The organism is Arthrobacter globiformis (assembly GCF_030815865.1).
Lineage (GTDB): Bacteria > Actinomycetota > Actinomycetes > Actinomycetales > Micrococcaceae > Arthrobacter > Arthrobacter globiformis_B.
The window spans coordinates 359963-382544 of sequence record NZ_JAUSXI010000001.1 but is presented as its reverse complement, the minus strand read 5'-3'; the positions used below and the strand labels follow the sequence as shown (position 1 = coordinate 382544).

Genomic DNA, 22582 nt, shown 5'->3' with positions numbered 1-22582 from the left:
CGGTCCATGGCATGGGACACAGAGGCAACGCGTGAACGACTACTCGACGCCGCCATCAGGGAGTTTTCCGAACGCGGCTTTTCGGGGGCCCGGATCAACCAGATCTCCAAGACCTCGGGAACCAACCGGGAACGGATCTACTTTTACTTCGGCGGCAAGGCCCAGCTTTTCGAAGCAGCACTCACCCGGCAGCTGGCCGCCTCGCTCGAGGAGCTCCCGGTACTCGGGTCCGGGCCTGAGGCCGTTGCGGACTTCGCGGGCCGGTACTTCGACGTCTCCGATAACCAGCCCGCTCTTGCGCGGCTGACATTCTGGGAGGGGCTGGAGCGCGGCACCCCGGTCGACGCCGAGCGGCGCGCCCTGCGCGCGGCAGACAAAGTCAATGAACTCCGGCGCGCACTCCCGGGGGTGGGCCGCCGGGATGCCGAAGAGCTGCTCCTGACGATCGTTACACTCTGCCACGCCTGGGCTTCGAGCCCTAACGTCAGCGCCGTCATTGCCGGCACGCAGGACAGGGCACGCAGGCGCGCATCGATCGCGCGGACCGCAGAACTGCTCGCCAGGGACGTTACGGACGCGGCCGCGCGACCTATTGATTTTGTTGGAGATTAAAGAACGTCGGCCACCTAGAGATGAATTTTCCTGACCCCTTGGGAGGAAGAACAGGATGGCTGACATCACCATCATCGGAACCGGGACATGGCCCGCGGGCTCGCTACCCGCGCCATAGCAGGCTTGTCGTCCCGTAGCTGGCGAAGCCGATCTTCGGGAAACCGGAAGATACACGGCGTAACCACGATTAATATGGCGTACGAAGGCGTCATTCGGCCTGCCCAACAGCGCCGAGCGGCGCCTAGCATCGAGTATGAGCGATCAATTCACCACCGAACGTGACAGCTACGGCAGGCTTCTGGCAGACCGCGAAGTGTGGCGGCAGGCGGGCACCCTCGCCGCCGCCGGAGAGCTGACCGCCCGGTGGCTTGAGGGCACCAGCGAATACCAGCCCGGAACCCTCGCCCCGCGCTTCGACGACGAGACCCTTCCCATCGCCGGCCAGCTGGCAGAGCTCAACCGCAGCGGACTGTTCACCAAGGAATCCCAGCCCGGCCTCGGCCCCGACGCCGGGCACGCCCAGCGCGAGTACGTCACCGGCTTCTGCTCCGCGGAGTCGGCCGCCCTCCTGCTGCGGCTGTCCACCGAGACGGAACTCATTGCCATCGTCCACGCCCCGGGGGAGGTCAGCCAGTCCTCCGTTCCCGTCACACAGCACGACGGCGAAGTGGTCACTGTTTTGGGAAGCAGCGAAAATCCGGTCGAATCGGAGCAGATCCAGGACTGGGCTCGCGAGAGCAACGAAACCCTGGCCCTCCTGCTGGCCGACTCCTGGTACGTGGAACTACTCGACCCTGTCTGGGGCCGGCAGCAGCACCTTTTGCCCGCCGTCCTGGAAACCATGAAGTCCGCCCCGGACGAGCTGTAAGCCCCCCCCCGATTTTGACGTTCCGCGACTCCCGGTGAAGCCATACGACTGCCAGGATGAACCATTACGACGCCGGGTGAACGCCTGCGTCGACTGCCATTGTGGCCGCCGGAGGGGCCTCCGTAATCTCAATCCAACGCTCAGCCCCATCCCCTCCGCTCCATCATCCAAAAGGAAAACATCATGTCTTCTTCGAACGAGTTCCCGGGCTCCACCCGGATCGCCGCGGGCCAGCCCGCCAGCCGGAAACGCCCCAGCGGGCTCAAGATCGGCATCGCCGCCGGCATCCTTGCCGTCCTGGGTGCCGGCGTCGCCGTCGCCACCACGGCCGCCAACAGCTCCGCCCCGGATTCCGTCAACGCGGCCGCCGCCACCAGCCCCGCCACTGAGCTGAAGCTGGGCTACTTCGGGAACATCACCCACGCCACCGCGCTGATTGGCGTCCAGAAGGGTTTCATCGCGAAGGAGCTGGGCGACACCAAGCTGAGCACGCAGGTGTTCAATGCCGGCCCGGCCGCTATCGAGGCGCTCAACGCCGGCGCGATCGACGCCACGTACATCGGCCCGAACCCCGCCATCAACTCGTTCGTCAAGAGCAAGGGCGAGTCCATCAACATCATCGCCGGGGCAGCCTCCGGCGGCGCACAGCTGGTGGTCAAGCCGGAAATCAAGACCGCCGCGGACCTCAAGGGCAAGACCCTGGCCTCCCCGCAGCTCGGTGGCACCCAGGACGTGGCGCTACGCGCCTGGCTGGGCAAGCAGGGCTACAAGACCAACACCGACGGCGGCGGGGACGTTGCGATCAACCCGACGGAGAACGCCCAGACGCTGAAGCTATTCCAGAACGGCAAGCTCGACGGCGCGTGGCTGCCCGAACCGTGGGCCTCCCGTCTGGTGCTCCAGGCCGGAGCAAAGGTCCTGGTGGACGAGAAGGACCTCTGGGACGGGTCGCTGACCGGCAAGCCCGGCGAGTTCCCCACCACCATCCTGATCGTCAACAAGAAGTTCGCTGCTGAGCACCCGCAGACGGTGGAAGCCCTGCTCAAGGGCCACGTCGACGCCGTGAAGTGGCTCAACGACACCCCGGCGGCCGAGAAGTCCACGGAAGTGAACGCCGCCCTGAAGGAAGCTGCTGGCAAGGCACTCCCGCAGGAAGTCATTGACCGGTCCCTGAAGAACATCGTCTTCACGGTGGACCCGCTGGCCGGAGCGTTCAAGAAGCTGCTCCAGGACGGCGTGGACGCCGGCACCACCAAGCAGGCGGACATCAACGGCATCTTCGACCTGACCAAGCTGAACGAGGTCACCGGTGAAAAGACCTCGACGGCGGGGCTGGGCAAGGAGTAATCCGGCAAGACGGACAAAAAGGATCCGGCGGGAGCATTCCCGCCGGATCCTTTGTGGTTTAAATCAGTGCTTACAGCACAGCCGAATAGTACGCCGAATACTCGGGCACCGCCGAATACTCGGGCACGGCGTTAGGGTCATCCGCATTTTTCAGGGCGTAGTGAAAGACCATCCCGGCCGGACTTTCCTGGCTTCCGACATATTCGGCGGCAGCCCACTCCCCGCCGGCCACCGCTCCGGCCCAGGCATGGGCCTCCTCCCAGTGGACGGCGGAGGCCATCCGGCCAGGCTGCAGGCTCAGCGACACGGCAACCCGCACCGAAGGCCCGCCTCCGTCGGAGCGGGGGCAGGTGAAGCCGACGATATCCAAGGAAACCCCGGGGGTGGCAAGGCACGGCCGGCGGGCCATGGTGGTGGCTGCCGCGTCCAGGCCGGAACCGATGTCCTGCCGCGCCAGTGCGTGCATCTGGCTGCGGAAGGTGTTCAGTTCCCCGCTGCACTGCGTCCTGATCCTGTGAACCAAAGCTGTGGTCATGTCCCCCTCGATTCAGGGAGGGCGTTGCGCCGCCCCGTCGCTGATTATGGACTTACACAACCACCGGGTAACTTGCTTCACAACGCCTGGCGACACCCGCCGTCGCGCAACGCAACAGTGCTTCATCTTCCGCAGTTGGGCGTAATGAAGAGAAGCGCTGCACGCAGGGGACGTGCCCTCGTTAGACGTGCATCCGCGCTACGAAGCGGAACCTGTCCCCCCGGAACACCGACTCGGTCCACTCCACGGGCTGCCCGTCCGGGGTGAAGCCGTGCCGGTGGACCAGCAGCATGGGGGCGCCCATTTCGACGTCGAGGAGCTGCACCTCGGCCGGTCCGGCCAGCTTCGTCTCCACGGTGTCCTCCACCTCGGCGATGCGGATTCCGTAGTCCTCGCGCAGGGCAGCGTATAGGGAGCCGCGCTCCGCCACGGTCCGCGCCAGATCCGGCAGCGGCCCCGCAAGGAACGCAACCTCATGCGCAAGCGGCTCGCCGTCAACCAGCCTGATGCGCTCCACCCGGTGAATGTCCGTTCCCGGCTCCACCGCCAGGCGACGTGCCGTGGCCGGGTCGGCCGGGAGCACGCTCACGTCCACGATCCGGGCCGCAGCCGTGAGGCCCTGGCTTGCGGCGTCGTCGGTAAAGGACGTGAGCTGGCGGACGTGGGTCACTTTCGGGGGCGCCACATACGTCCCCCTCCCCTGTGTCCGGTCGAGACGGCCCTCGGACACCAGCTCGCCGATGGCCTGCCGGACGGTGGTGCGGGACGTTCCGTACTGCTCCGCAAGCGCCCGCTCGGTCGGGATCAGCGTTCCGGGCGCTGCGTCCTCGATCAGGGTGAGGATCTGCTCCTTGAGTACGTAGTACTTGGGCAGGGCAGCGGCCGCGGAGGATTCCATGAATCTGATGGTACCTATTGACACGGAAATTGGTCTAGGCCAAAATGATGGAAATTGGTTTACACCAATTGCGGTTTGCCTCAGTTCCAGACCACCAGAAATCCCATCCCACTTCCAAGGACCCAAAGATGTCGTTCCTGCAAGACCTGCGCCAGACGCCCCGCCTCGGCCTTCTGATCGGCGGCACCGCCGCCACCATCGGCATAATCTACGGCTACGATCTCTCGAATATCGCCGGTGCCCTGCTGTTCATCACCAAGGAGTTTCAGCTTTCCACCAGCCAACAGGAGCTGGTGACCACTGCCGTCGTCGTCGGTGAAGTCCTCGGCGCCGTCCTCGGCGGCTGGCTCGCGAATAAACTGGGCCGCAAGGTCTGCATGGTGGGCGTGGCCGGAGCGTATGCCGCGTTCGCGGTGCTCAGCGCCCTCGCGGCTGACGTGCCCATGCTGCTCGTTGCGCGGCTGCTCCTGGGCCTGACCATCGGCATTTCCGTGGTGGTGGTGCCCGTCTTCGTGGCCGAGTCAGCGCCGCCGAAGGTGCGCGGCGCCCTGCTCGTCGCCTACCAGGTGGCCACCGTCATCGGCATAATCATCGGCTACATTGCCGCCTACTTCCTGTCCGCCAGCGAAAACTGGCGGCTGATGCTAGGCCTCGCCGCCATCCCGGCACTCGCGGTCCTTGCCGTCACCCTGCGCCTCCCGGACACCGCCCGCTGGTACATGATGCGCGGACGCACCGAAGAGGCCCGCCGCACGCTCAGCTCGATCGAGCCGGACGCCGACGTGGACGCCGAACTGGCGGACATGCGCCAGGCAATCAGCGAAGAACGCGGCGGCGGCCTGCGCGAGATGCTCCGCTCGCCATACCTGAAGGCGACCGTGTTCGTCGTCGGGCTAGGCTTCTTCATCCAGATCACCGGCATCAACGCCGTGGTCTATTACAGCCCCCGGATCTTCGAGGCCATGGGTTTCACGGGCAACGCCGCCCTCCTGCTGCTGCCCGCGCTGGTTCAGGCCGCTTCGCTGGTGGCCGTGTTCGTCTCGCTGTCCCTGGTGGACCGGGTGGGCCGGCGCCCCATCCTGCTCGGCGGCATCGGCATGATGATCGTGGCCAACGCCATCCTGGTGGCTGTCTTCATGGCCGGACGCGACTTCGGCGGAATCCTGACCGTGGTCGGCTTCCTCGGGGTGCTGCTGTTCACCGTGGGCTTCACATTCGGCTTCGGCGCCCTGGTCTGGGTTTACGCCGGCGAGTCGTTCCCTGCCCGGCTGCGCTCCCTGGGTGCCAGCGCCATGCTCACCTCGGACCTCGTGGCCAACGTGATCGTAGCGGCGTTCTTCCTCACCATGCTGCAGCGGCTCGGCGGTGCCGGCACGTTCGCGGTGTTCGGTGCGCTGGCCGTCGCCGGATTCGTCTTCGTCCACCGGCTGGCCCCCGAAACCAAGGGCCGGAACCTCGAGGAGATCCGCCATTACTGGGAAAACGGCGCCCGCTGGCCGGAAGCTACCGGCAATAATGACAGCAGCAGCACGCCGGCGGCCAAGTGATGCGGCACGTCCTCGGCCTGGACATCGGCGGCTCCAAGACGCACGCCATTCTGGCGGACGACGACGGCGGCGCACCGCTCGCTCATAGCGTCGCTGAGTGCACGGTGGGCAGCGCGAACATAGCCTCCGTCGGGCCGGACGAAGCCGCCGCGGCGCTGGACGACCTCGCCGCGCAGCTCGGTATCGGCGATCCTGCAGGCCACGGAATAAACGCCGTGTTTGCCGGCGCCGCGGGAGCGGACACGCCCGCAGCCCGGGAACGGCTGACCGGCCTGCTCTCCCGCCGGTTCCCCGGAGCCCGGATCCACGTGGATCACGACACCCGCATCATCCTCGCGGCCGGCGGCTTCACAGCAGGCACCGTTCTTATCTCCGGCACCGGCTCCGCCGCGTGGGCGAAGGCCGGCGACGGCCGGGAAGCCCGGGCCGGCGGCTGGGGTTACCTGCTCGGCGACGAAGGCAGCGGCTACGCCGTGGCCCGCAGCGCGGTCCGCAACGCCCTGCAGGAATCCGACCACGGCCTGCCGGCCGGGCCATTGACTGCCAAGCTGCTGGCGCAGACAGGAGCCGCGGAATCCGCTGAGCTGCTGGATCTGTTCTACCGCCGGCCTGAGCGCCGGTACTGGGCCGGGCTGGCCGGCACCGTGTTCGGCCTCGCCGCCTCGGACGCTGCGAGCGCAGCCATAGCCGACGACGCCGCACGGCAGCTCGCCGGTCTGGCCCTGACAGTGAACCGGAGGCTGGGCACCATTCCGGAAGATGCGCCGGTCCTGCTGGCCGGCGGAATGCTGGTCAACCAGCCGTCGCTGGCCGGCACCGTGCGCGGGCTGCTGGCAGCCAACGGCCTCACCGACGTCCGAGTGCTGGACCGCTCCCCCGTCTGGGGCGCCGTGGAGCTGGCCTGCCAGCTTGCCCGCGAACCGCACCGGCCAGCCACCAAAATTCCCGCCTGATCGTCCCCAGCACCATCCCTTCATCCCTAACCCGCTGAACCCACCCCCAAGGAGACCCATGACCGCCCCGCACACCACGATCGCGAACAACACCGCCCCAACCGCCGTCGCCGCGCCCCCACTCCCCGGGTCCCTGATGGCCGCCGAAATCCTGGAACAGCCGGAGGCGCTGGCCCGGCAGCTTGAGGACGGGCGCCCCGCTATCACCCGGCTGGCTGCCATCCTCCGGGACGCAGACGTCAAGTACGTGCTCCTGGCCGCGCGCGGCACCAGCGACCACGCTGCCCTGTACGCGAAGTACCTCATCGAGACGGTGCTGGGGCTGCCGGCCGGGCTGGCGTCGCCGTCGAGCCTTACGGTGTACGGCGCCGAACCGAAAATGGACGGGGTGCTGTGGCTGGCGGTCAGCCAGTCCGGCGGCTCACCTGACCTGGTGGACTCCACCGCCGCTGCCGCTCGGGCCGGCGCCCTCACCGTGGCCGTCACGAACGCCCCCTCCTCACCGCTGGCGGCTGCCGCCCGGCACCACCTGGACATCCTGGCGGGGCCGGAGCGCGCCGTGGCCGCAACAAAGAGCTACACGTCGCAGCTGCTGGCGCTGTGGCAGCTGATTGACGCGTGGGCCGGAGGGAACGGCGCGGAAGCGGCGGACCTGCCGCGTCTCGCTGCCGATGTCCTGGTCCGGCCGGAGATACTGGAGGTTGCAGACCGCTACCGCTTTGTGAACCACATCGTCACCACGGGACGCGGTTTCTCCTATCCCACCGCACGGGAGGCGGCACTGAAACTGATGGAAACGTCCTACCTGGCCGCGCACGCCTTCTCCGGCGCGGACCTGCTGCACGGACCGTTCGCAATGATCGACGCCGACCGGCCCGTCATTGCCATCGCCTCGCCCGGCGCCGGCGGCCGCGCCCTGCATCCCGTTCTGGACCGCCTGGCCGAACGCGGCGCGGACGTCTGCCTGGTGGGCGACGCAGGAGCCGCCCGCCCGCTGAACCACGTGGTGCCGCTGCCGGCAGTCCACGAGCAGCTCTCACCCATTCTCGAGATCATGCCCCTGCAGCGGCTGGCACATGCGATGGCGTCAGCCCGCCACCTGGACCCAGACGCTCCCCGCGGCCTGCGCAAGATCACGGAAACCTGGTGAGTCCGACGCTCATTTCTGCTTCGCGGGTCATCCTGCCGGACGCCGTGCTGGAGCCCGGCTGGGTGGAGACCGACGGCGGCCGGATCACCGCGGCTGGTCCCGGGCGGCCCGTCCGGGAGCCCGACGCCGATTTTCCGGACGCCACGCTGTCGCCGGGCTTTGTGGACGCCCACATCCACGGCGGCGGCGGCTCCAGCTTCAACGACGCCGACCCTGCCGCCGCCGCGGTCCGGATCGCCGAGGTGCACCGCTCGCACGGGACCACCACGCTGATGGCCAGCCTGGTTACCGCCCCGCTCACGCAGCTTGAGAAGGCGGTGGCCGCGCTGGCCGCCCTGGTGGAGGAAGGCGTTCTGGCCGGGATCCATCTGGAGGGCCCTTGGCTCAGCCCCGACCACCGGGGCGCCCACGCTGAGGACCTTCTGCTCGCCCCGGAACCGGCCGACATCGACCGGCTGATGCTGGCCGGGCGGGGCACCGTCCGGATGGTCACGATCGCGCCTGAACTGGACGGGGGCCTGGCCGCCATCCGGCAGGTCACCGGCTACGGCGCTGTCGCGGCCATCGGCCACACGGGCGCGGGCTACGACCTGGCCCGTCAGGCGATCGCGGCCGGAGCCACTGCCGGGACGCACGTCTTCAACGCGATGCGGCCGCTCCACCACCGGGAACCCGGCCCCGCGCTGGCGCTGCTGGAAGACCCTGCGGTGTTTGCCGAAGTGATAGCCGACGGAGTCCACCTCCACCCGTCGCTGGTCCGCTTCATTGCCGCCAGTCCGGCGCGTGCCGTCTTCGTCACCGACGCCATGGCGGCGGCCTGCGCGCAGGAGGGCAGGTACCGGCTGGGCGGGCTGGACGTCCGGGTGTCCGGCGGCGAAGCCCGCCTGGTCAGTGACGGCACCATCGCCGGCAGCATCCTCACGCTGGATGCGGCGGTACGGCACGCTGTCCACGACGCCGGCATCCCGCTCGCCGATGCCGTCCGCGCGGCGAGCCAGAACCCGGCGGACATGCTGGGGCTGTCCGACGTCGGACGCATCGAAGCCGGACGGAAGGCGGACCTGGTGGTCCTCACGCCGGATCTTGAGGTGGCCGCCGTGATGAAGGCAGGCGAATGGCTCGCTGGTTGAGCGGCGTTAGTCGCTGTCGTCCTGGCTCTGGTTCAGCACCTGGAAGTTGGAGCCGATATTAACTTCTACTTCAGACCCGTCGCTCTTGCGGATCTCTACCTCGTAGGAGGAACCGGCGTCGTCGCCCCGTTCGACCTCGGTGACCTGTCCGGGGCCCACTTTGGCCATTGCGGCGTCGACGGCTTTGTCGCGGTCGCTCTGGTTCAGCGGCTGCTGGGTGCCCCCGTTGCCCGTTGTGTCATCATCGAAGGGGTTCACGGAAGCCGCAGCCACCGACGCGCCTCCCAAAGCCGCCGCAGCGACCGCTGCTCCGATGATCCATGCTGTTCTCTTGCGCACGGCAGACTCCTTTCACATCGTTTTCTCCAGTGTCCCCCTGCGAAGGGAACCGGACAAGGAGCGTTCTTTAGCCGCCGCCGTATGCCTGCCGTGCCAGGCGGGCAAAGTCTGCGATGAGAACCGACGGATCGTCCTTCCAGCACGCGAGGAACACAAATATGGGCGGCGCGTCCCGGACAACCTTGTAGGCCACGCCGGGCCGCGGGTACTGCGCGGCTGTCGCCTCAGAGGACATCCCCATCGCCTGTCCGGTGGAGATCAGCGTCAGCCAGTCGTCAACTCCCTGGACCGGGCGGAAGGATGCGGGCTGCGCCTCCGGGCTCCACAGGTCCACCGAGGTGGTTCCCGTCCGGCTGTCCACGGCGAGCGCCCGCCCGGCAAAGTCGGCCATGCGCAGGAAGCGCCGGCGGGCCAGCGGGTCCGTGGCGGCTACCGCGGCGTAGCGCCGTTCCGTTCCAATCAGCATCTCGGCGAAGCGGGGGTCGTTAAGCTGCTTGCGGACGACGGCGACATCAACAGTTCCGTTGGCCAGACCGGCAGCCGGCGAACCGGATTGCACCCAGACCAGCGGGACAACAGGGTTCGCATCCTCCCAGCGCCGCTGCACGGCGAGGGTCCGGCTGCCCACCGCGGACCACGCGTATCCGACCCTGAATTCACCGGAAGCATCGCGGGCTGCGTCTTCCAGCAGCCTGGCTTCGTCCAGGACCCGCCGGGCGTGCTCAATGATGCGTTTGCCCGTCGCTGTGGGCGTGACGCTGCGCGTCGTCCGCTGGAAGACGCGCACACCGAGGGCACGCTCCAGCGCAGCAACGGACCGCGAGACGCTGGCCTGCGAAGTCCCCAGCGCGATGGCCGCGTCGGTGAACGTCTGAAGCTCGGCAACAGCCACGAGTGCCCGGAGATGGCGCAGCTCAAGATTCATACGGCTATCGTATAGAACCGGCAGCGGGGACATTTATAGGTTTGCCGGTCTGCCCACACACTTCTGTCTATGGAGACGTTCACAGAGCCCGGCACCGGCCGGGGCCGCACTCAGTCAGCCCCAGCCCAGGGCCGGATCCTGGGCGGCGTCCTGACCATGACCGCCAGTGGAATCAGCAACCAGGTGGGGGCCGGCATCGGCGCACACGCGTTTGCGGCAGTCGGCCCCGCCGGAGTGGTCGCCGTTCGGCAGCTCGTGGCCGCCGCCGTGCTTCTGCCCGTGGCCCGGCCTCCCCTGCACCGTTTCACCTGGCGCCAGTGGTGGCCGACGCTCCTGCTGGGCGCTGCCATCGCCCTGATGAACATTTGCCTGTACGTCGCCATCCAGCGGATCGGACTGGGCCTGGCCGTGACGCTGGAGTTTCTTGGCCCGCTGGCCATTGCCCTGATGCGACCGAGATCCCGGCTGGACTTGCTGTGCGCCGCCTGTGCCGGCTGCGGGGTCTATGTCCTGGTGCTGCCCGGTCCCAGCAGCGATTTCATCGGCATCGGCATCGCCATGGCCGCGGCCGTCTGCTGGGCGGCCTACATCGTCCTGAACAGGATTGCAGGGCAGCGGCTGCCGGGCCTGCAGGCGCCCGCGGCCGCCACAGCGGTTTCCCTCGTCTTCTACCTGCCGGTGGCGGCGTATCTGCTGGCCCAGGGTTCGCTGGCCGGTCCTGCGCTGGGCTACTCGGTCATCGCCGGCGTGCTGTGCTCGGTCATCCCCTATGCCGCGGACCTCATCGCGCTGCGGCACGTCCAGCCCGGTTTCTTCGGCGTATATATGAGCATCAACCCGCTGCTGGCGGCCCTCTCCGGGACCATCATGCTGGGCCAGTTCCTGGTACTGCACGAGTGGCTGGGCATGGTGGTCATCGTCGCCACCAACGTGGCGGCCATTCTGCTCGCCGGACGTGGCAGGCGCCGCTCTTTGCCGGCATCCCCGGGGTAGCCTTGGGGCAGGAGGGCAACATGGCTGTCAGGAGTGCGGGCCTTCTGCTGTATCGGCAGAACAGCGGGTCGGAAGTGGAAGTGTGGATCGCCCACATGGGCGGCCCCTTCTGGGAGCGCAAGGATGCCCGCGCCTGGTCGATTCCCAAGGGCGAGTACCTCGAAGAGGAGGATCCGCTGGCGGCCGCACAGCGTGAGTTCGCCGAGGAAATGGGAGTCCCGGCGCCGTCCGCGGACTACGTGCTGCTCGGCACCTTCCGGCAGCCCTCAGGCAAGCTCATTACGGCATTCACGGCCGAATCCGCGTTCAAGCCCGAGAAAATCCTGAGCAACACGTTTCCGCTGGAGTGGCCCAAGGGCTCAGGAACGGTCCAGCACTTCCCCGAGATCGACCACGCCGAGTGGATCGGTGAATCCGAAGCCCGCATCAAGCTCGTCAAGGGCCAACTGCCAATCCTCGACGCGCTGCTCGAGCACGTCGGGGCATGACGCCGATGCGATCGGCATACCTGCATCTGGCCACGGTCGCAATGGAATCCGCCGGGGACGTGCAGGCGCCTGATCTTGCAGCGCCCGGCGCCGCGGTTACGCGCGAGCTGTGCGGAAGCTGGGACCACCCGCCGCCTTGCCCGCTCGCGCCGCACCATACCCGGCCTGAGCAAAACGGAGACACCGTCACGCTGCGGATCATCTTCGCCACCGAACCGGCGAATGAGGCCCTGGTCCGCAGCCGCATCGACGGTGCCCTCCGCCGAAGCCTCACCGGCCCGGATGGCCGCGCCAGTTATTGGGCGTTCCTGGGCGGCGGCCCGGGCGAACTCGACCCTTCCGAGGCCGAGCACGCACGGCGCCTCGCCGGCGACTAGCCTGCCGCTAACCCGGCCGGCCTATCCCGGCTGGCCCAGGACTGTCCGGTAGATCCCGGTGTGGTCCAGGTCGCCCTCGCCTGCGTCCACCATGCGCTCAAAGGCGCCGCGGACGCTGGCGGAGAGCGGGAGTTTCAGCCTGCTGTCCTTGGCGATCTCGGCGATGAAGTTCAGGTCCTTCAGCTGGTTTTTCGCGGAGCCGCCGCCGTCGAAATCCCCGTCGATCCAGCGCTGCCCCTTCTGCCGGAGTACCTCCGAATTGGCCAGCCCGCCGGCCAGAATGGACTGCACCTTCTCAAGGTCCAGCCCGGTGGCGGTCGCCACGGCCATTGCCTCGGCCAGCGCCGTGACAGTGGCGGACACGACGATTTGGTTGCACGCCTTGACCGTGGACCCCGCACCCGCTTCACCGAACCAGACGACCGTGGAACTGTAGAGCTCGAAGAGCGGCAGGAGGCGCTGCACGGTGTCGCGCGGCCCGCCGGCCATGGTGCTCAGCCGGCCCTCCTCGGCTCCGATGGTTCCGCCGCTGAGCGGCGCGTCCACCACCGTCACCCCGTGCCGGCTCCGGCAGTCCTCGGCGAACCGGGCCACGGCCACCGGGGACACTGTTCCGTGAATGACCAGGACAGGTTCCTCGATGCCGGCTGCCTTCCACCCGGCCAGCAGTCCGTCCCTGCCGGGCAGAAGGTCGGCGACCTGAGGCAGGTCCGGCAGGACGGTCAGGACGACGTCGGCCGCAGCCTCCGCCGGTGTGCCGGCCACCTGTCCCCCGCCGATGGCCCTCGCCTTTTCCGCGGTGCGGTTCCAGAGCGTGAGGGAAACACCGGCGGCCAGGATATTTCGGGCAATCGGGGCACCCATCGGGCCGGTGCCCAGCAGGGCGACGGACATTGGAGTCCCGGACTTCAACTCATTCTGCGTGTCGGTCACTGTGCTCACGTCGTTAGAAGGGGATCAGGCCGGCCATGGCGGGCAGGAAGGTGCTGAACCACGGAACTGCGGCAAGCACCAGCAGCCCGATGAACACGGCGATGAGGTACGGCCAGAAGTGCTTGAGGCTTTTTTCCACGGTTTCGTGGCCCGTTGCGCAGGCCACGTAGAAGCCAACGCCGGCTGGCGGGGCGAATGAACCGATGCCCATGGCGATGATCAGGACCATGGCGTACTGCACCGGGTTCACGCCGAAATCCGTGGCGATCGGCAGCAGCAGGGGTGCGAAGATCAGCACGGCGGGCAGGCCTTCCAGGAGCTGGCCCATGATGATCAGCAGCACGACGGTGAACAGCATGAAGAGCACTGGCGAGTCGCCCAGGCCCGACATGAGGTCGTGGATCTGCTGGGACACCCCGGCGAGTGCAAGCGTCTGGGCGAGCGGTGAGGCTGCCGCGATGATGAACAGGACCATGCCCGCCGTCGTCGTGGTTTCCCGGAGGGTATCGCCCAGCAGCTTCTTGCTGCCGCGCCGGTAGGCGGCGGCCAGCACGAAGGCGTAGGCGACGGCGACCGAGGACACCTCGGTGGGGGTGGCGAAGCCGCTGAGGATGCCCACCACCATGCCGACAGGAAGCAGGAGCGTCGGGATGGCGAAGAAGGTGGCGGAGCCGCGTGCACGCCAGGTGGCCTTCGGGCTGGACACGCCGCCCTGCTTGCGGGCGCGGAGGAAGACCATGGCCATGACCACGAGCGCCAGGAAGGCGGCGGGAACGAATCCTGCCAGGAACAGCGTGGTGGTGGAGATGGTGGTGATGGAGCCGAGGATGAGCAGGACGATGCTCGGCGGGATGGTTTCACCCATGATGGCCGAGGCGGACAGCACCGCCACCACCTCGCCGCGCGGGTATTTGCGTTCCTCGAGCATGCCGCGCATGGTGGTGCCCACGGCGGCGACGTCCGCAACCTTGGAGCCGGAAATGCCGGAGAAGATGTACATCGTCACGACGACCACCTGGAGCAGGCCCCCCCGCAGGTGCCCGATGAGCGCGTCCACCAGCTTGGCGAGCGGCAGCGTCAGGCCGGCGGAGTTCATGACGGTTCCGGCGAGGATGAAGAACGGGATGGCCAGCAGCACGAAGCCCTTGGCGCCTGATGCCATGCCGATCGGGATGGCGCTGACCTCCGAAATGCCGCCCAGGTAGAGGTAGATGCCCGAGGCCAGTGCCAGCACGAAGGCGATCGGCAGGCCGAGGAACAGCAGGGCGAACAGGCCAACGAGAACGACGCCGAGGATCAGGTTGGGCGAGGCGTAGTAGAAGAGCGGCTGGGCGAAGAGAACCGCCGCGGCCATAACCGCCGTGATGCCGGTGGCGATCAGGACCGCGCGGCGTGGCTGCCGCCAGAGCTTGAGGACGGCGAACCAGGCGATGAGCACCATGCCCAGCGCGAAGGGCAGCGAGACCCAGAAGACCGGCAGCTGGAGGATCGGCGTCTTTTCCTCGAGCTGCTGGACCAGGGTGGGAATGAACAGGGCGAGGGAGCCGGCGCTCATGACGAAGACCAGGCAGTCGACGAGCGCGGCGAGGTACGGCTTCCAGCTCGCCGGCAGGCGCATGACCAGTGCCTGGACGGACATGTGGGCGCCCTTGGGGTAGGCGATGGCACCGCCGATGAAGGCGATGGTGAGCAGTGCAATCTCGGAGACTTCCTGCGTCCACAGCACGGAATCACCCGTAACCACCCGGACCATGATGTTCAGCAGGATAACCACGAGCTCGGCGAGGATGGCCGCGCCTACGGTCCATTCCAAGGTCTTGTCCAGCCAGACCGCTCCGCTCCAGCGCGGCGCGAAGTGCCCGTGGTGAAGGATCTCTTCCGCATCGGACGGAAGGACCTCTTCGAGTTCCTTGGGGGCGAGTGTATGTTCCATGTTTTTCCAGACTGTCATCGTTGAAAGCGGGATGCTGAGTGCGGGGATGTTGTTCGAGGGCCGGGGCGCCTGACGGCGCTCCGGCCCTCGAAAGGAGTTACTTGGCGGCGGCGATTGCCTGGTCGAAGAATTCCTTGCCGATCAGCTTCGAGAAGTCCGGGTAGAGGCTCTTGGAAACGGCCTTGAACTGCTCGAGGCCGGCGGCGGTGGGCTCGTTGGCCTTCATGCCCTTGGCGGTGAGCTCGGCCAACTGCTTCTCCGACTGCTCCGTGTCGTATTCGGTCTTGAAGGTGGCGGTCTCAACCGAGGCGTCCGTCAGGATCTTCTTCTGGTCCTCATTCAGCGAGTCCCACTTCTTGGAGGACAGGGCCAGGACCCAGGCGTCATTGATGTGGTGCGTCATCGAGACGTATTTCTGGACTTCCGAGAACTTGTTGGTCCAGGGCACCTCGATCGGGTTTTCCTGGCCATCGATCGTGCCGGTCTGCAGGCCGGTGAAAACTTCGGAGAACGCCATGGTGGTGGGGCTTGCGCCCAGCTTGCCGAAGAAGTCCGTCCACAGCGGGTTGCCCGGTACACGGATCTTCAGGCCCTTCAGGTCCGCCGGCTTTTCGATGGGACGCTCGGAGTTGGTGATCTGGCGTCCGGTCCGGGTGAGGAAGGACAGGGCGACGGTGTTCTTCTCCTTGAGCTTTTCCTTGAGGACCTCGCCCGGCTTGCCCGCCAGGAACGCAGCCTCTTCCTTCGTGTCATCGAAAAGGTAGGGAATACTGATCGCGTTCATTTCGGGCACCACCGACGCGTACACCGATGTCGACAGGATCAGCGCGTCCAGCGACCCGCCCTGCAGCCTCGTGACGGCGGCGTTCTGGTCGCCGCTGAAGCTCGTACCGTTCGGCACCACCGTGACAACCACCGAGCCGTTGGAGGTCTTCTTCACCTGGTCGGCGAAGTGCTGGGCGGAGACACCCACCGAGGAGGTCAGCGGGTCCGGGATGGACAGCTGGACCTTGGCCACCGGCGCGCCGCTACCGGGGGCTCCGGAGGCGCAGCCGGCGAGGACGGAGGCGGCGAGGGTGCATGCCAGCACTCCAGTGAGGGCGCGGGTCTTCGATTTCATGTGATGCCTTTCTTCGTTGGAAGGAGTCTTGTGAGTCGCGGGATGAGTTAGGAGGTCAGTGCGGCTTCGGCGACCAGCGCCTCAGTTTCGCGGCGCAGCTCGAGGGCCTGCGAGAGCGACTCGTCCATGATGACGTCTTCCCAGCGGACGGTGGCACCCTTGGCGACGTCGGCGCGCAGCTCGACGTGGTGCGCCAGGGCTACCGGCAGGGCGCCGATTTCGACAGAGTGCTTGGCCGAGACGAGTTTGCCCCAGACCGTGAAGCCGCCCTCGCCGTCGAGGAATTCGCCTGCCTTCAGGTCCTTCTTGGCGGTGGCAACGACGTCACCGAAGAAGCCGATCGGCGAGCCGGTTGCAATGCCGCGGAGGGCTGCATTGGCGATGGACATGTTCAATTCGAGACCCACGTAGTGGTACGGGCGGTACAGGGCTGCGTACTGGCCGGTGGGGTCCGGGTGCCACGGGTATTCGTTGAAGCAGCCGGAGACGTAGCCGTTCGTTGCCTTGACGACGACGAAGACGCCTTCCTGGGTGTTGTGGCTGATCCAGCTGCCGTCCCGGTTGACGCTGGACATGACGTCCACGCTTCCCTCGTGCGCCAGGGCACCCCCGACGTCGGCCGGGCGGCAGATCGTGGCGATCTCCTCCACGTCGCCCGGCGTGAAGCTCAGGCCGTTGTCAGAAGGGGTGAGGCCGGCGCCGTTGGCGACGGCGGCCATCTCGATGGATGCCTTGGTGCCGTCACGGAAGGAGGTGTGCATGTACGGATTGAGCTGCCCGGAGTCGGTGAGCTCCTTCGAGAACTCCCAGTTTTCCCAGACGTTGTCCGGGTTCATCTCGTGGTAGTGCTCGAGGTACTTGGCGCCCTTGCCCGCACAGACCACGTCGAAGCCGCTGGTCCGGGCCCAGTCAACCAGTTCCATGATGAGGGCGGGCTGGTCGCCGTACGCCATGGAATAGACGACGCCGGCCTCCTCCGCGCGCTTGGCGAGGGCCGGACCGGCCAGCGCGTCGGCCTCGACGGTGACCATGATGATGTGCTTCTTGGTTTCGATCGCCCGCAGCGCGTGCTTTACGCCGACGATCGGGTTTCCGGTGGCTTCAACGATGACGTCGATGTCGACGTCGAACAGCTCATCGGCGTTTGCCACGATGGCGGTGGAGCGGTTCTCCAGCGCGGTGGCGATGTCCGGGGCGATCTGGCTCTGGGGCCAGCCGACCAGCTCGAAGGCGCCCTCAGCCCGCTTCACATTGATGTCAGCGATGGCCACAACGTGGATGCCCGGGATGTTGTTTGCCTGGGCAAGGTACATGGTTCCGTACCGTCCGGCACCGATGAGGCCCACACGAATGGGACGGCCCTGGTTCTCGCGGTCGCTAAGAAGCTTGTGAAGGTTCATGGGGATCTCTCTGATTGATGTCTGACCGAAGAGGGAACAACCTCCACCGCGGGGGCGGTGGAGCACCTCGTCGTCGTTGCTGCTGTGATCTGGGTTACCGAGTGGAACCGGTTCCACTTTTGTACCAGTCAGTGTTAAGCTGTGTCAACAGATGTCGGTGAAATGCGCCGGCCGCAAGGAGGAGCATTGAAGAAGGCGCCCACTATCCGCGACGTGGCGGCAGCGGCGGGAGTCTCGGTGTCCGTGGTGTCGCGCGTGCTGAACCCGGACTCCGGCCCGGTCGCGCCGGCCAAGCGCGAACAGGTCCTGAATGTCATCAGTGAACTCGGGTACCGCCCCCGCGCCGCGGCACGTGAACTCAGCGCGGGCCACGCCCTCACCGTCGGCCTGGTGGTCACGGACCTCGCCAACCCGTTCTTCGCCCAACTGGCGGACCGCGTGGTGTGGGAGGCCCGCAGCCACGGCGTGCAGGTGGTGGTGATGACCACGCAGGAGGACCCGCACCTTGAGGCCGAATCCCTGGACACGCTCCTGGACCGTTCGGTGGGTGGCGTCATCGCCACGCCAACTGGCGGAAATGTCGAGAAATGGGACCGCCTGCGGGACCTCGGCGTGAACGTGGTTTTCGTGGACCGCGCCATTGCGGAACTCGTCGACGTCGACGTCGTCAGCATCGAAAACTCCGACTCGGCCCGGCGCGCAACTGATCACCTCATCGCCCTAGGCCACGAGCGGATCGCCCTCATCACCGGCCCCGCAAGCACGTCCACCGGGCGTTCGCGGATCGGCGGTTACCGGGCCGCCCTCGAAAGCGCTTCGATAAGCCTCGATCCCATGCTGGTCCGGCACGTTCCCTTCCGCGGAGACGGCGGGGGCGACGCCGTCGGGTCCCTCCTTGGGTCCCCGAACGCCCCCACCGGACTGATCGTGGCAAACACCGCCCAGGTGCAAAGCTCGGTCCGGCGCCTCGTTCAGATGGGCGTCCGGATACCCGACGACCTGTCGGTTATCGTCTTTGACGACAACCCGTGGACCGAACTGACAAGTCCCCCGCTCAGCGCGATCCGACAGCCAATCGGCATGCTCGCGCTACACTCCCTTGAACTCGTCCTCGGACGAATGCAGGGCCGGCTTCCCGCCGGCGCCAGGACCATCGAGGTCATGGCGGATTTTGTGCCGCGCAGCAGCTGCGCTGCACCGGCCCGCTCCGCCACCAGCAAGTCCGCAACCAGATAAGGAAAAGGAAACCCCATGACCGTAGTTGTCACCGCCATGTTCACGCCCAAGGAAGGGGCCTTCGACGACGTCGTGGCCGCCCTCTCCCCCGCCATCGCGGAGGTCCACGAGGAGCCGGGCTGCGAACTGTACGCCATCCACGAAGCCCCAAACGGCCAGATCGTCATGATCGAAAAGTGGGAAAGCGCCGAGCTCCTCGATGCCCACGGCGCCGGCGACGCCGTGAAGCGCCTCAACGCTTCGCTTGAGGGGCTCCTGGAGGAACCAGTGGAGGTCACCCGGCTGGCCGCGATCCCCGCTGGCACCAGCGCGCAGGGCGCACTCTGACCTGAAGAACGACGGCGCCCCCGCCCCGTGTATTCAGGCGGGGGACGCCGTCGAGCCCCTGACCACCAGTTCCGGGTCCACGAGCATCGTTTGGACCGGCAGTTCCGGATCCTTCATGCGGTCCAGCAGCGCCTTCGCAGCTCCCGCTCCCACCTCGCCGTTGCGCCCGTCGATGGTGGTCAGGCGCAGCAGATTCGCCGACGCGAGGGGCGAATTGTCATAGCCGATCAGGGAAAGATCCTCCGGAATCCGCCGCCCCCGGTCCCGTGCCGCGGCCGCCACACCCATAGCCATCACGTCATTGGCCGCGAAAATCGCCGTGATCGCGGGGTTCTGGTCTAGCAGCTTCAGCGCACCGTCGTAGCCGTCCGGCTCCATCGTCTGCCCGTGACCCTGCACGGTGTACGGCTGCAGCCCGTGTTCGCGCATCGCGGCCTCAAACCCCCGCGCCCGCAGACGGGCGGCGCCGCCCCCGCCTGTCACATGTCCGATTTCCCTGTGCCCGAGCCCGATCAGGTGCCCGGTGGCCAGGCGGCCGCCGGCCTCGTCGTCGTTGGCCACAATATCCGCCCCCGGGACCACGACGTCCCGGTTGCCCGCCACCACCGCAGGAACGTCGACGGCGGAGAACATCTCCTCCGTGGGCTCGGTCGCGATCACGATGCCGTCCACCCGCAATGACATGAGGCCGTCCACCGGCGTGCGGTCCAGGTGGGCGTTGAATGATGGGTCAGCGACGGCCACGCGGAAGCCGAGGGGTGCGAGTTCATCGTGCAGCCCGCCCAGCAGGCTGACGAACCAGAGATTCCGGTAGTCGTCCAGGACGACGCCGATGGTCCGGGACCGGTTACCGGCCAGGGTCGCTGCCGCCCGGCTGGGCCGGTAGTTCAACCGCTTGATGGCTTCCTCGACGGCGGCACGGCGGGCGGCGGAGACGCCGGGTGCGCCGCGCAGGACCAACGAGACCAGGGATTTCGATACCCCGGCCGCGGAGGCAACGTCGTAAATGTTCGGGCGTTTTCCGGTCTCCTGGGTCACTCTGCCATTGTCGCCCATGCGCCGACCTTTTTGGGATATTGACAGGACAAAGTTCCACCCCTATCGTGTTTGTGGAGCGCTCCATTTTAGGTCCCACGTCACAGCGGCTGATTCCCGCAAAGCCTCGTTTCAAAGGAGAAAACCAATGCCCAAAGATCTCGGCATAGCCGTCATCGGGGCGGGCATGGCCGGCAAGGCTCACGCCGCCGCCTTCCGCACCGCCTCCGCCCTGTACAACCCGGTCCTGCCGCCGATCCGGCTGGTTTCCATCGGCGACGTGAACCCGGAGTTCGGCTCCCTCGCCGCACGGCGCTTCGGCTACGAGCGCAACGACACCTCGTGGCGGGCAATCGCCGAGGCCGATGACATCGACGTCGTCAGCGTAGTCATCGCCAACTCGCTGCACCGGGAAGTGGTGGAGGGCCTCCTGGCCGCCGGCAAGCACGTGCTCTGCGAGAAGCCGCTGAGCGACACCCTGGAAGACGCGCGGGCCATGGCCGACGCCGCCCGTAACGCCTCCTCGATCGCCCGCATTGGATTCACCTTCCGCCGCACCCCGGGCATCGCATACATCCGCGACCTCATCCGGAACGGGACCCTGGGCAAGGTGCTCCACTTCAGCGGCCGCTACTGGACGGACTACGGCTTCAGCCCGGAGGCCCCCATGAGCTGGCGCTACAAGGGCGGCCCCGGTTCCGGCGCGCTGGCCGACGTCGGAAGCCACCTGGCCTATGTTTCCGAGTTCCTCTGCGGCGACATCAAGTCCATCAGTGGCGGCCACCTCAGCACGGCAATCGACAAGCGGCCCCTGCCGCTGGGCGCCGTCATCGGACACGACCACGCTGCCGTCAGCGACACCTTCGAGGCTGTGGAGAACGATGACTACGCAGCCTTCTCCGCCGAGTTCGAAAACGGCGCCGGCAGCTTCGAAGTCTCCCGCGTCGCAGCCGGACACGCGAACAGCCTCAACTTCGAGGTCTTCTGCGAGAACGGCTCCGCAAAGTTCAATCAGCGCCGACCCGCGGAGATCCAGCTGTTCCTCAACGACGGCTCCGGCCACGAGAACGGCTACCGCCAGGTCATCCTCGGCCCCGGCCACCCCTACATCGCCGGCGGCCTTGCCATGGACGCCCCCGAGGTCGGCTTCGGCCAGAACGACGCCTTCGCCTACCAGTCGCGCGCCTTCCTCGAGGAGGTCGCAGGCCTCAGCGAGGAGGAATCACTGCCGCGCTGCGCCACCTTCGATGAAGGCGTGCGCAACATGGAACTGCTCGCCGCAGTCACCGAATCCGCGTTGAACAACGGAAAGAAGATCACGCTATGAAGCTCGGCGTCTACAACGCAATCCTGCACGACCGTCCCCTTCCCGAAGCCCTGAAGGTCGTCGCCGACCTTGGCCTGACGGGCATCGAAATTAACTCGGGCGGGTTCCTGCCGGCCGTGCACGTCCCCACGTTCGATGACATCCTCGAAAGCGACGCGGCCCGCGACGATTACCTGGCGATCTTCGAAGACACCGGCGTCTCCATCGCGGGGCTGAACTGCAACGGCAACCCGCTGCATCCCAACCGCGTGATCGGCGACAAGCACGCCGAGGACATCCGCCGCTCCATCCGACTTGCCCGCCGCCTCGGACAGAACCGCGTGGTCACGATGTCCGGACTCCCCGGCGGGGAACCAGGCGCCACCGTGCCGAACTGGATCGTCAATGCCTGGAACTCCGCGGCACTGGACGTCCTGGACTACCAGTGGGGCGTCGCCGCCACGTTCTGGAAGGAAACTGACCGGCTCGCCGCCGATCTCGACGTCAAGGTCGCCTTGGAACTGCACCCGCAGAACCTCGTCTTCAACCCCGCGGACATGTACAAGCTGGTGGAACTGACGGGCGCCACCCACGTGGGCGTGGAACTCGACGCTTCCCACCTGTTCTGGCAGCAGATGGACCCGGTGGCAGTGGTCCGCGAACTCGGCCCGCTGGTCTTCCACGCGGCCGCCAAGGACGTGCGCGTCAACAAGGACACCGCCGCCGTCTACGGCGTCCTGGACAACCGCTTCCGCCGGCTGTCCCCCGAGGAGAACCGCACCAACCTGGGCGGCGACGAATGGGCCAACGAATGGCCCAAGCCCGCAGCATGGGACTTCGTCGCCCTCGGCAAGGGCCATGACACCGCCTACTGGACGGAGTTCCTGCGTGCCCTCCACGAAGTGGACCCCGACATGCTCGTCAACATCGAACACGAAGACGTCGAACTGGGCCGCATCGAAGGCCTCGAAGTCGCCGCCACGGTCCTGAAGGATGCGGACGCAGCCCTGGCTGCCTCGCTGGTCAGCCCCTAGCCCCTGCGCGACCCGCACAGACAGGAAGCCTGCCGGCAATCAGCCGGCAGGCTTCCTTTATTGTCCGGAGCCAGTCTCCGGCGGGCCCAGCATCCT

The 22582-nt window shown here is 67.0% G+C and carries 23 protein-coding genes; 14 read left to right on the top strand and 9 right to left on the bottom strand.

The window, feature by feature from the left end:
* The first annotated feature begins 6 nt into the window (after positions 1-6).
* From QFZ33_RS01815 to QFZ33_RS01805, 3 genes are all read left to right on the top strand, one after another.
* A complete protein-coding gene (locus QFZ33_RS01815; RefSeq protein ID WP_307024320.1) occupies positions 7-612 on the top strand; it encodes a TetR/AcrR family transcriptional regulator in 606 nt (201 codons plus the stop codon).
* Positions 613-865: 253 nt separating this feature from the next.
* Positions 866-1480 (top strand): DUF6919 domain-containing protein, encoded by a 615-nt coding sequence (locus QFZ33_RS01810; protein WP_307024318.1) that lies wholly within the window; start codon positions 866-868, stop codon positions 1478-1480.
* A 183-nt stretch (positions 1481-1663) separates the two neighbouring features.
* On the top strand, positions 1664-2827 hold the full coding sequence (locus QFZ33_RS01805) for an ABC transporter substrate-binding protein (RefSeq protein ID WP_307024315.1): 1164 nt from the start codon (positions 1664-1666) through the stop codon (positions 2825-2827).
* 70 nt (positions 2828-2897) lie between these two features.
* Here the strand turns inward: QFZ33_RS01805 and QFZ33_RS01800 are convergent, their stop codons facing one another.
* Together QFZ33_RS01800 and QFZ33_RS01795 are read right to left on the bottom strand one after the other, a co-directional pair.
* Positions 2898-3362 (bottom strand): hypothetical protein, encoded by a 465-nt coding sequence (locus tag QFZ33_RS01800; RefSeq protein ID WP_307024313.1) that lies wholly within the window; start codon positions 3360-3362, stop codon positions 2898-2900.
* A gap of 181 nt (positions 3363-3543) precedes the next feature.
* On the bottom strand, positions 3544-4260 hold the full coding sequence (locus QFZ33_RS01795) for a GntR family transcriptional regulator (protein WP_307024312.1): 717 nt from the start codon (positions 4258-4260) through the stop codon (positions 3544-3546).
* Positions 4261-4388: 128 nt separating this feature from the next.
* Between QFZ33_RS01795 and QFZ33_RS01790 the strand changes: the two genes are divergently transcribed.
* From QFZ33_RS01790 to nagA, 4 genes are read left to right on the top strand one after another with little or no spacing between them, the layout of a single operon-like run.
* Positions 4389-5807 carry a sugar porter family MFS transporter gene (locus QFZ33_RS01790; protein WP_307024310.1) on the top strand — a complete coding sequence of 473 codons (1419 nt, stop codon included), beginning with the start codon at positions 4389-4391 and terminating at the stop codon, positions 5805-5807.
* A complete protein-coding gene (locus tag QFZ33_RS01785; RefSeq protein WP_307031607.1) occupies positions 5807-6760 on the top strand; it encodes an N-acetylglucosamine kinase in 954 nt (317 codons plus the stop codon). The genes QFZ33_RS01790 and QFZ33_RS01785 overlap by 1 nt, the downstream gene beginning before the upstream one ends.
* Positions 6761-6818: 58 nt before the next feature.
* Complete coding sequence (locus QFZ33_RS01780) at positions 6819-7910, top strand: SIS domain-containing protein (protein WP_307024308.1); 1092 nt, start codon at positions 6819-6821, stop codon at positions 7908-7910.
* Complete coding sequence (nagA, locus tag QFZ33_RS01775) at positions 7907-9040, top strand: N-acetylglucosamine-6-phosphate deacetylase (protein ID WP_307024306.1); 1134 nt, start codon at positions 7907-7909, stop codon at positions 9038-9040. The genes QFZ33_RS01780 and nagA overlap by 4 nt, the downstream gene beginning before the upstream one ends.
* A 6-nt stretch (positions 9041-9046) precedes the next feature.
* Here the strand turns inward: nagA and QFZ33_RS01770 are convergent, their stop codons facing one another.
* A complete protein-coding gene (locus QFZ33_RS01770; RefSeq protein ID WP_307024304.1) occupies positions 9047-9379 on the bottom strand; it encodes a PepSY domain-containing protein in 333 nt (110 codons plus the stop codon).
* 67 nt (positions 9380-9446) lie between these two features.
* Positions 9447-10304 carry a LysR family transcriptional regulator gene (locus QFZ33_RS01765; RefSeq protein WP_307024302.1) on the bottom strand — a complete coding sequence of 286 codons (858 nt, stop codon included), beginning with the start codon at positions 10302-10304 and terminating at the stop codon, positions 9447-9449.
* Positions 10305-10373: 69 nt separating this feature from the next.
* On the opposite strand from QFZ33_RS01765, the gene QFZ33_RS01760 reads away from it, so the two are divergent.
* From QFZ33_RS01760 to QFZ33_RS01750, 3 genes are read left to right on the top strand one after another with little or no spacing between them, the layout of a single operon-like run.
* The gene (locus QFZ33_RS01760) at positions 10374-11297 is read left to right on the top strand and encodes an EamA family transporter (protein WP_307024300.1); all 924 of its coding nucleotides are present in this window, start codon (positions 10374-10376) and stop codon (positions 11295-11297) included.
* A gap of 20 nt (positions 11298-11317) precedes the next feature.
* Positions 11318-11785: an NUDIX domain-containing protein gene (locus QFZ33_RS01755; protein ID WP_307024298.1), complete on the top strand. Its 468-nt coding sequence runs from the start codon at positions 11318-11320 to the stop codon at positions 11783-11785.
* Complete coding sequence (locus tag QFZ33_RS01750; protein WP_307024296.1) at positions 11782-12162, top strand: hypothetical protein; 381 nt, start codon at positions 11782-11784, stop codon at positions 12160-12162. Before QFZ33_RS01755 ends, QFZ33_RS01750 begins: the two co-directional genes overlap by 4 nt.
* 21 nt (positions 12163-12183) lie before the next feature.
* Here the strand turns inward: QFZ33_RS01750 and QFZ33_RS01745 are convergent, their stop codons facing one another.
* The 4 genes from QFZ33_RS01745 to QFZ33_RS01730 all read right to left on the bottom strand — a co-directional run bounded on the left by QFZ33_RS01745 (position 12184) and on the right by QFZ33_RS01730 (position 17548).
* A complete protein-coding gene (locus tag QFZ33_RS01745) occupies positions 12184-13104 on the bottom strand; it encodes an NAD(P)-dependent oxidoreductase (protein WP_307024294.1) in 921 nt (306 codons plus the stop codon).
* A 4-nt stretch (positions 13105-13108) separates the two neighbouring features.
* Positions 13109-15028, bottom strand: coding sequence for a TRAP transporter large permease (locus QFZ33_RS01740; RefSeq protein WP_307024292.1), 1920 nt, complete (start codon positions 15026-15028; stop codon positions 13109-13111).
* A gap of 97 nt (positions 15029-15125) precedes the next feature.
* Positions 15126-16148, bottom strand: a complete 1023-nt coding sequence (locus QFZ33_RS01735) for a DctP family TRAP transporter solute-binding subunit (protein ID WP_307024290.1) — start codon at positions 16146-16148, stop codon at positions 15126-15128.
* Positions 16149-16195: 47 nt separating this feature from the next.
* Entirely contained in the window at positions 16196-17548 is a 1353-nt protein-coding gene (locus QFZ33_RS01730) for an NAD(P)H-dependent oxidoreductase (protein WP_307024288.1), read from the bottom strand.
* 186 nt (positions 17549-17734) lie between these two features.
* Between QFZ33_RS01730 and QFZ33_RS01725 the strand changes: the two genes are divergently transcribed.
* Both QFZ33_RS01725 and QFZ33_RS01720 read left to right on the top strand, forming a co-directional pair.
* Positions 17735-18784 carry a LacI family DNA-binding transcriptional regulator gene (locus QFZ33_RS01725; RefSeq protein WP_307024286.1) on the top strand — a complete coding sequence of 350 codons (1050 nt, stop codon included), beginning with the start codon at positions 17735-17737 and terminating at the stop codon, positions 18782-18784.
* 15 nt (positions 18785-18799) lie between these two features.
* Positions 18800-19111: a putative quinol monooxygenase gene (locus QFZ33_RS01720; protein WP_214847464.1), complete on the top strand. Its 312-nt coding sequence runs from the start codon at positions 18800-18802 to the stop codon at positions 19109-19111.
* A 33-nt stretch (positions 19112-19144) separates the two neighbouring features.
* Here QFZ33_RS01720 and QFZ33_RS01715 read toward each other — a convergent pair whose 3' ends face one another.
* Positions 19145-20149 carry a LacI family DNA-binding transcriptional regulator gene (locus QFZ33_RS01715; RefSeq protein ID WP_307024284.1) on the bottom strand — a complete coding sequence of 335 codons (1005 nt, stop codon included), beginning with the start codon at positions 20147-20149 and terminating at the stop codon, positions 19145-19147.
* A gap of 145 nt (positions 20150-20294) precedes the next feature.
* Here QFZ33_RS01715 and QFZ33_RS01710 point away from each other — a divergent pair, with 145 nt between their 5' ends.
* Positions 20295-21473 carry a Gfo/Idh/MocA family protein gene (locus QFZ33_RS01710; RefSeq protein ID WP_307024283.1) on the top strand — a complete coding sequence of 393 codons (1179 nt, stop codon included), beginning with the start codon at positions 20295-20297 and terminating at the stop codon, positions 21471-21473.
* Positions 21470-22486, top strand: coding sequence for a sugar phosphate isomerase/epimerase family protein (locus QFZ33_RS01705; protein ID WP_307024281.1), 1017 nt, complete (start codon positions 21470-21472; stop codon positions 22484-22486). The genes QFZ33_RS01710 and QFZ33_RS01705 overlap by 4 nt, the downstream gene beginning before the upstream one ends.
* Positions 22487-22582 lie beyond the last annotated feature (96 nt).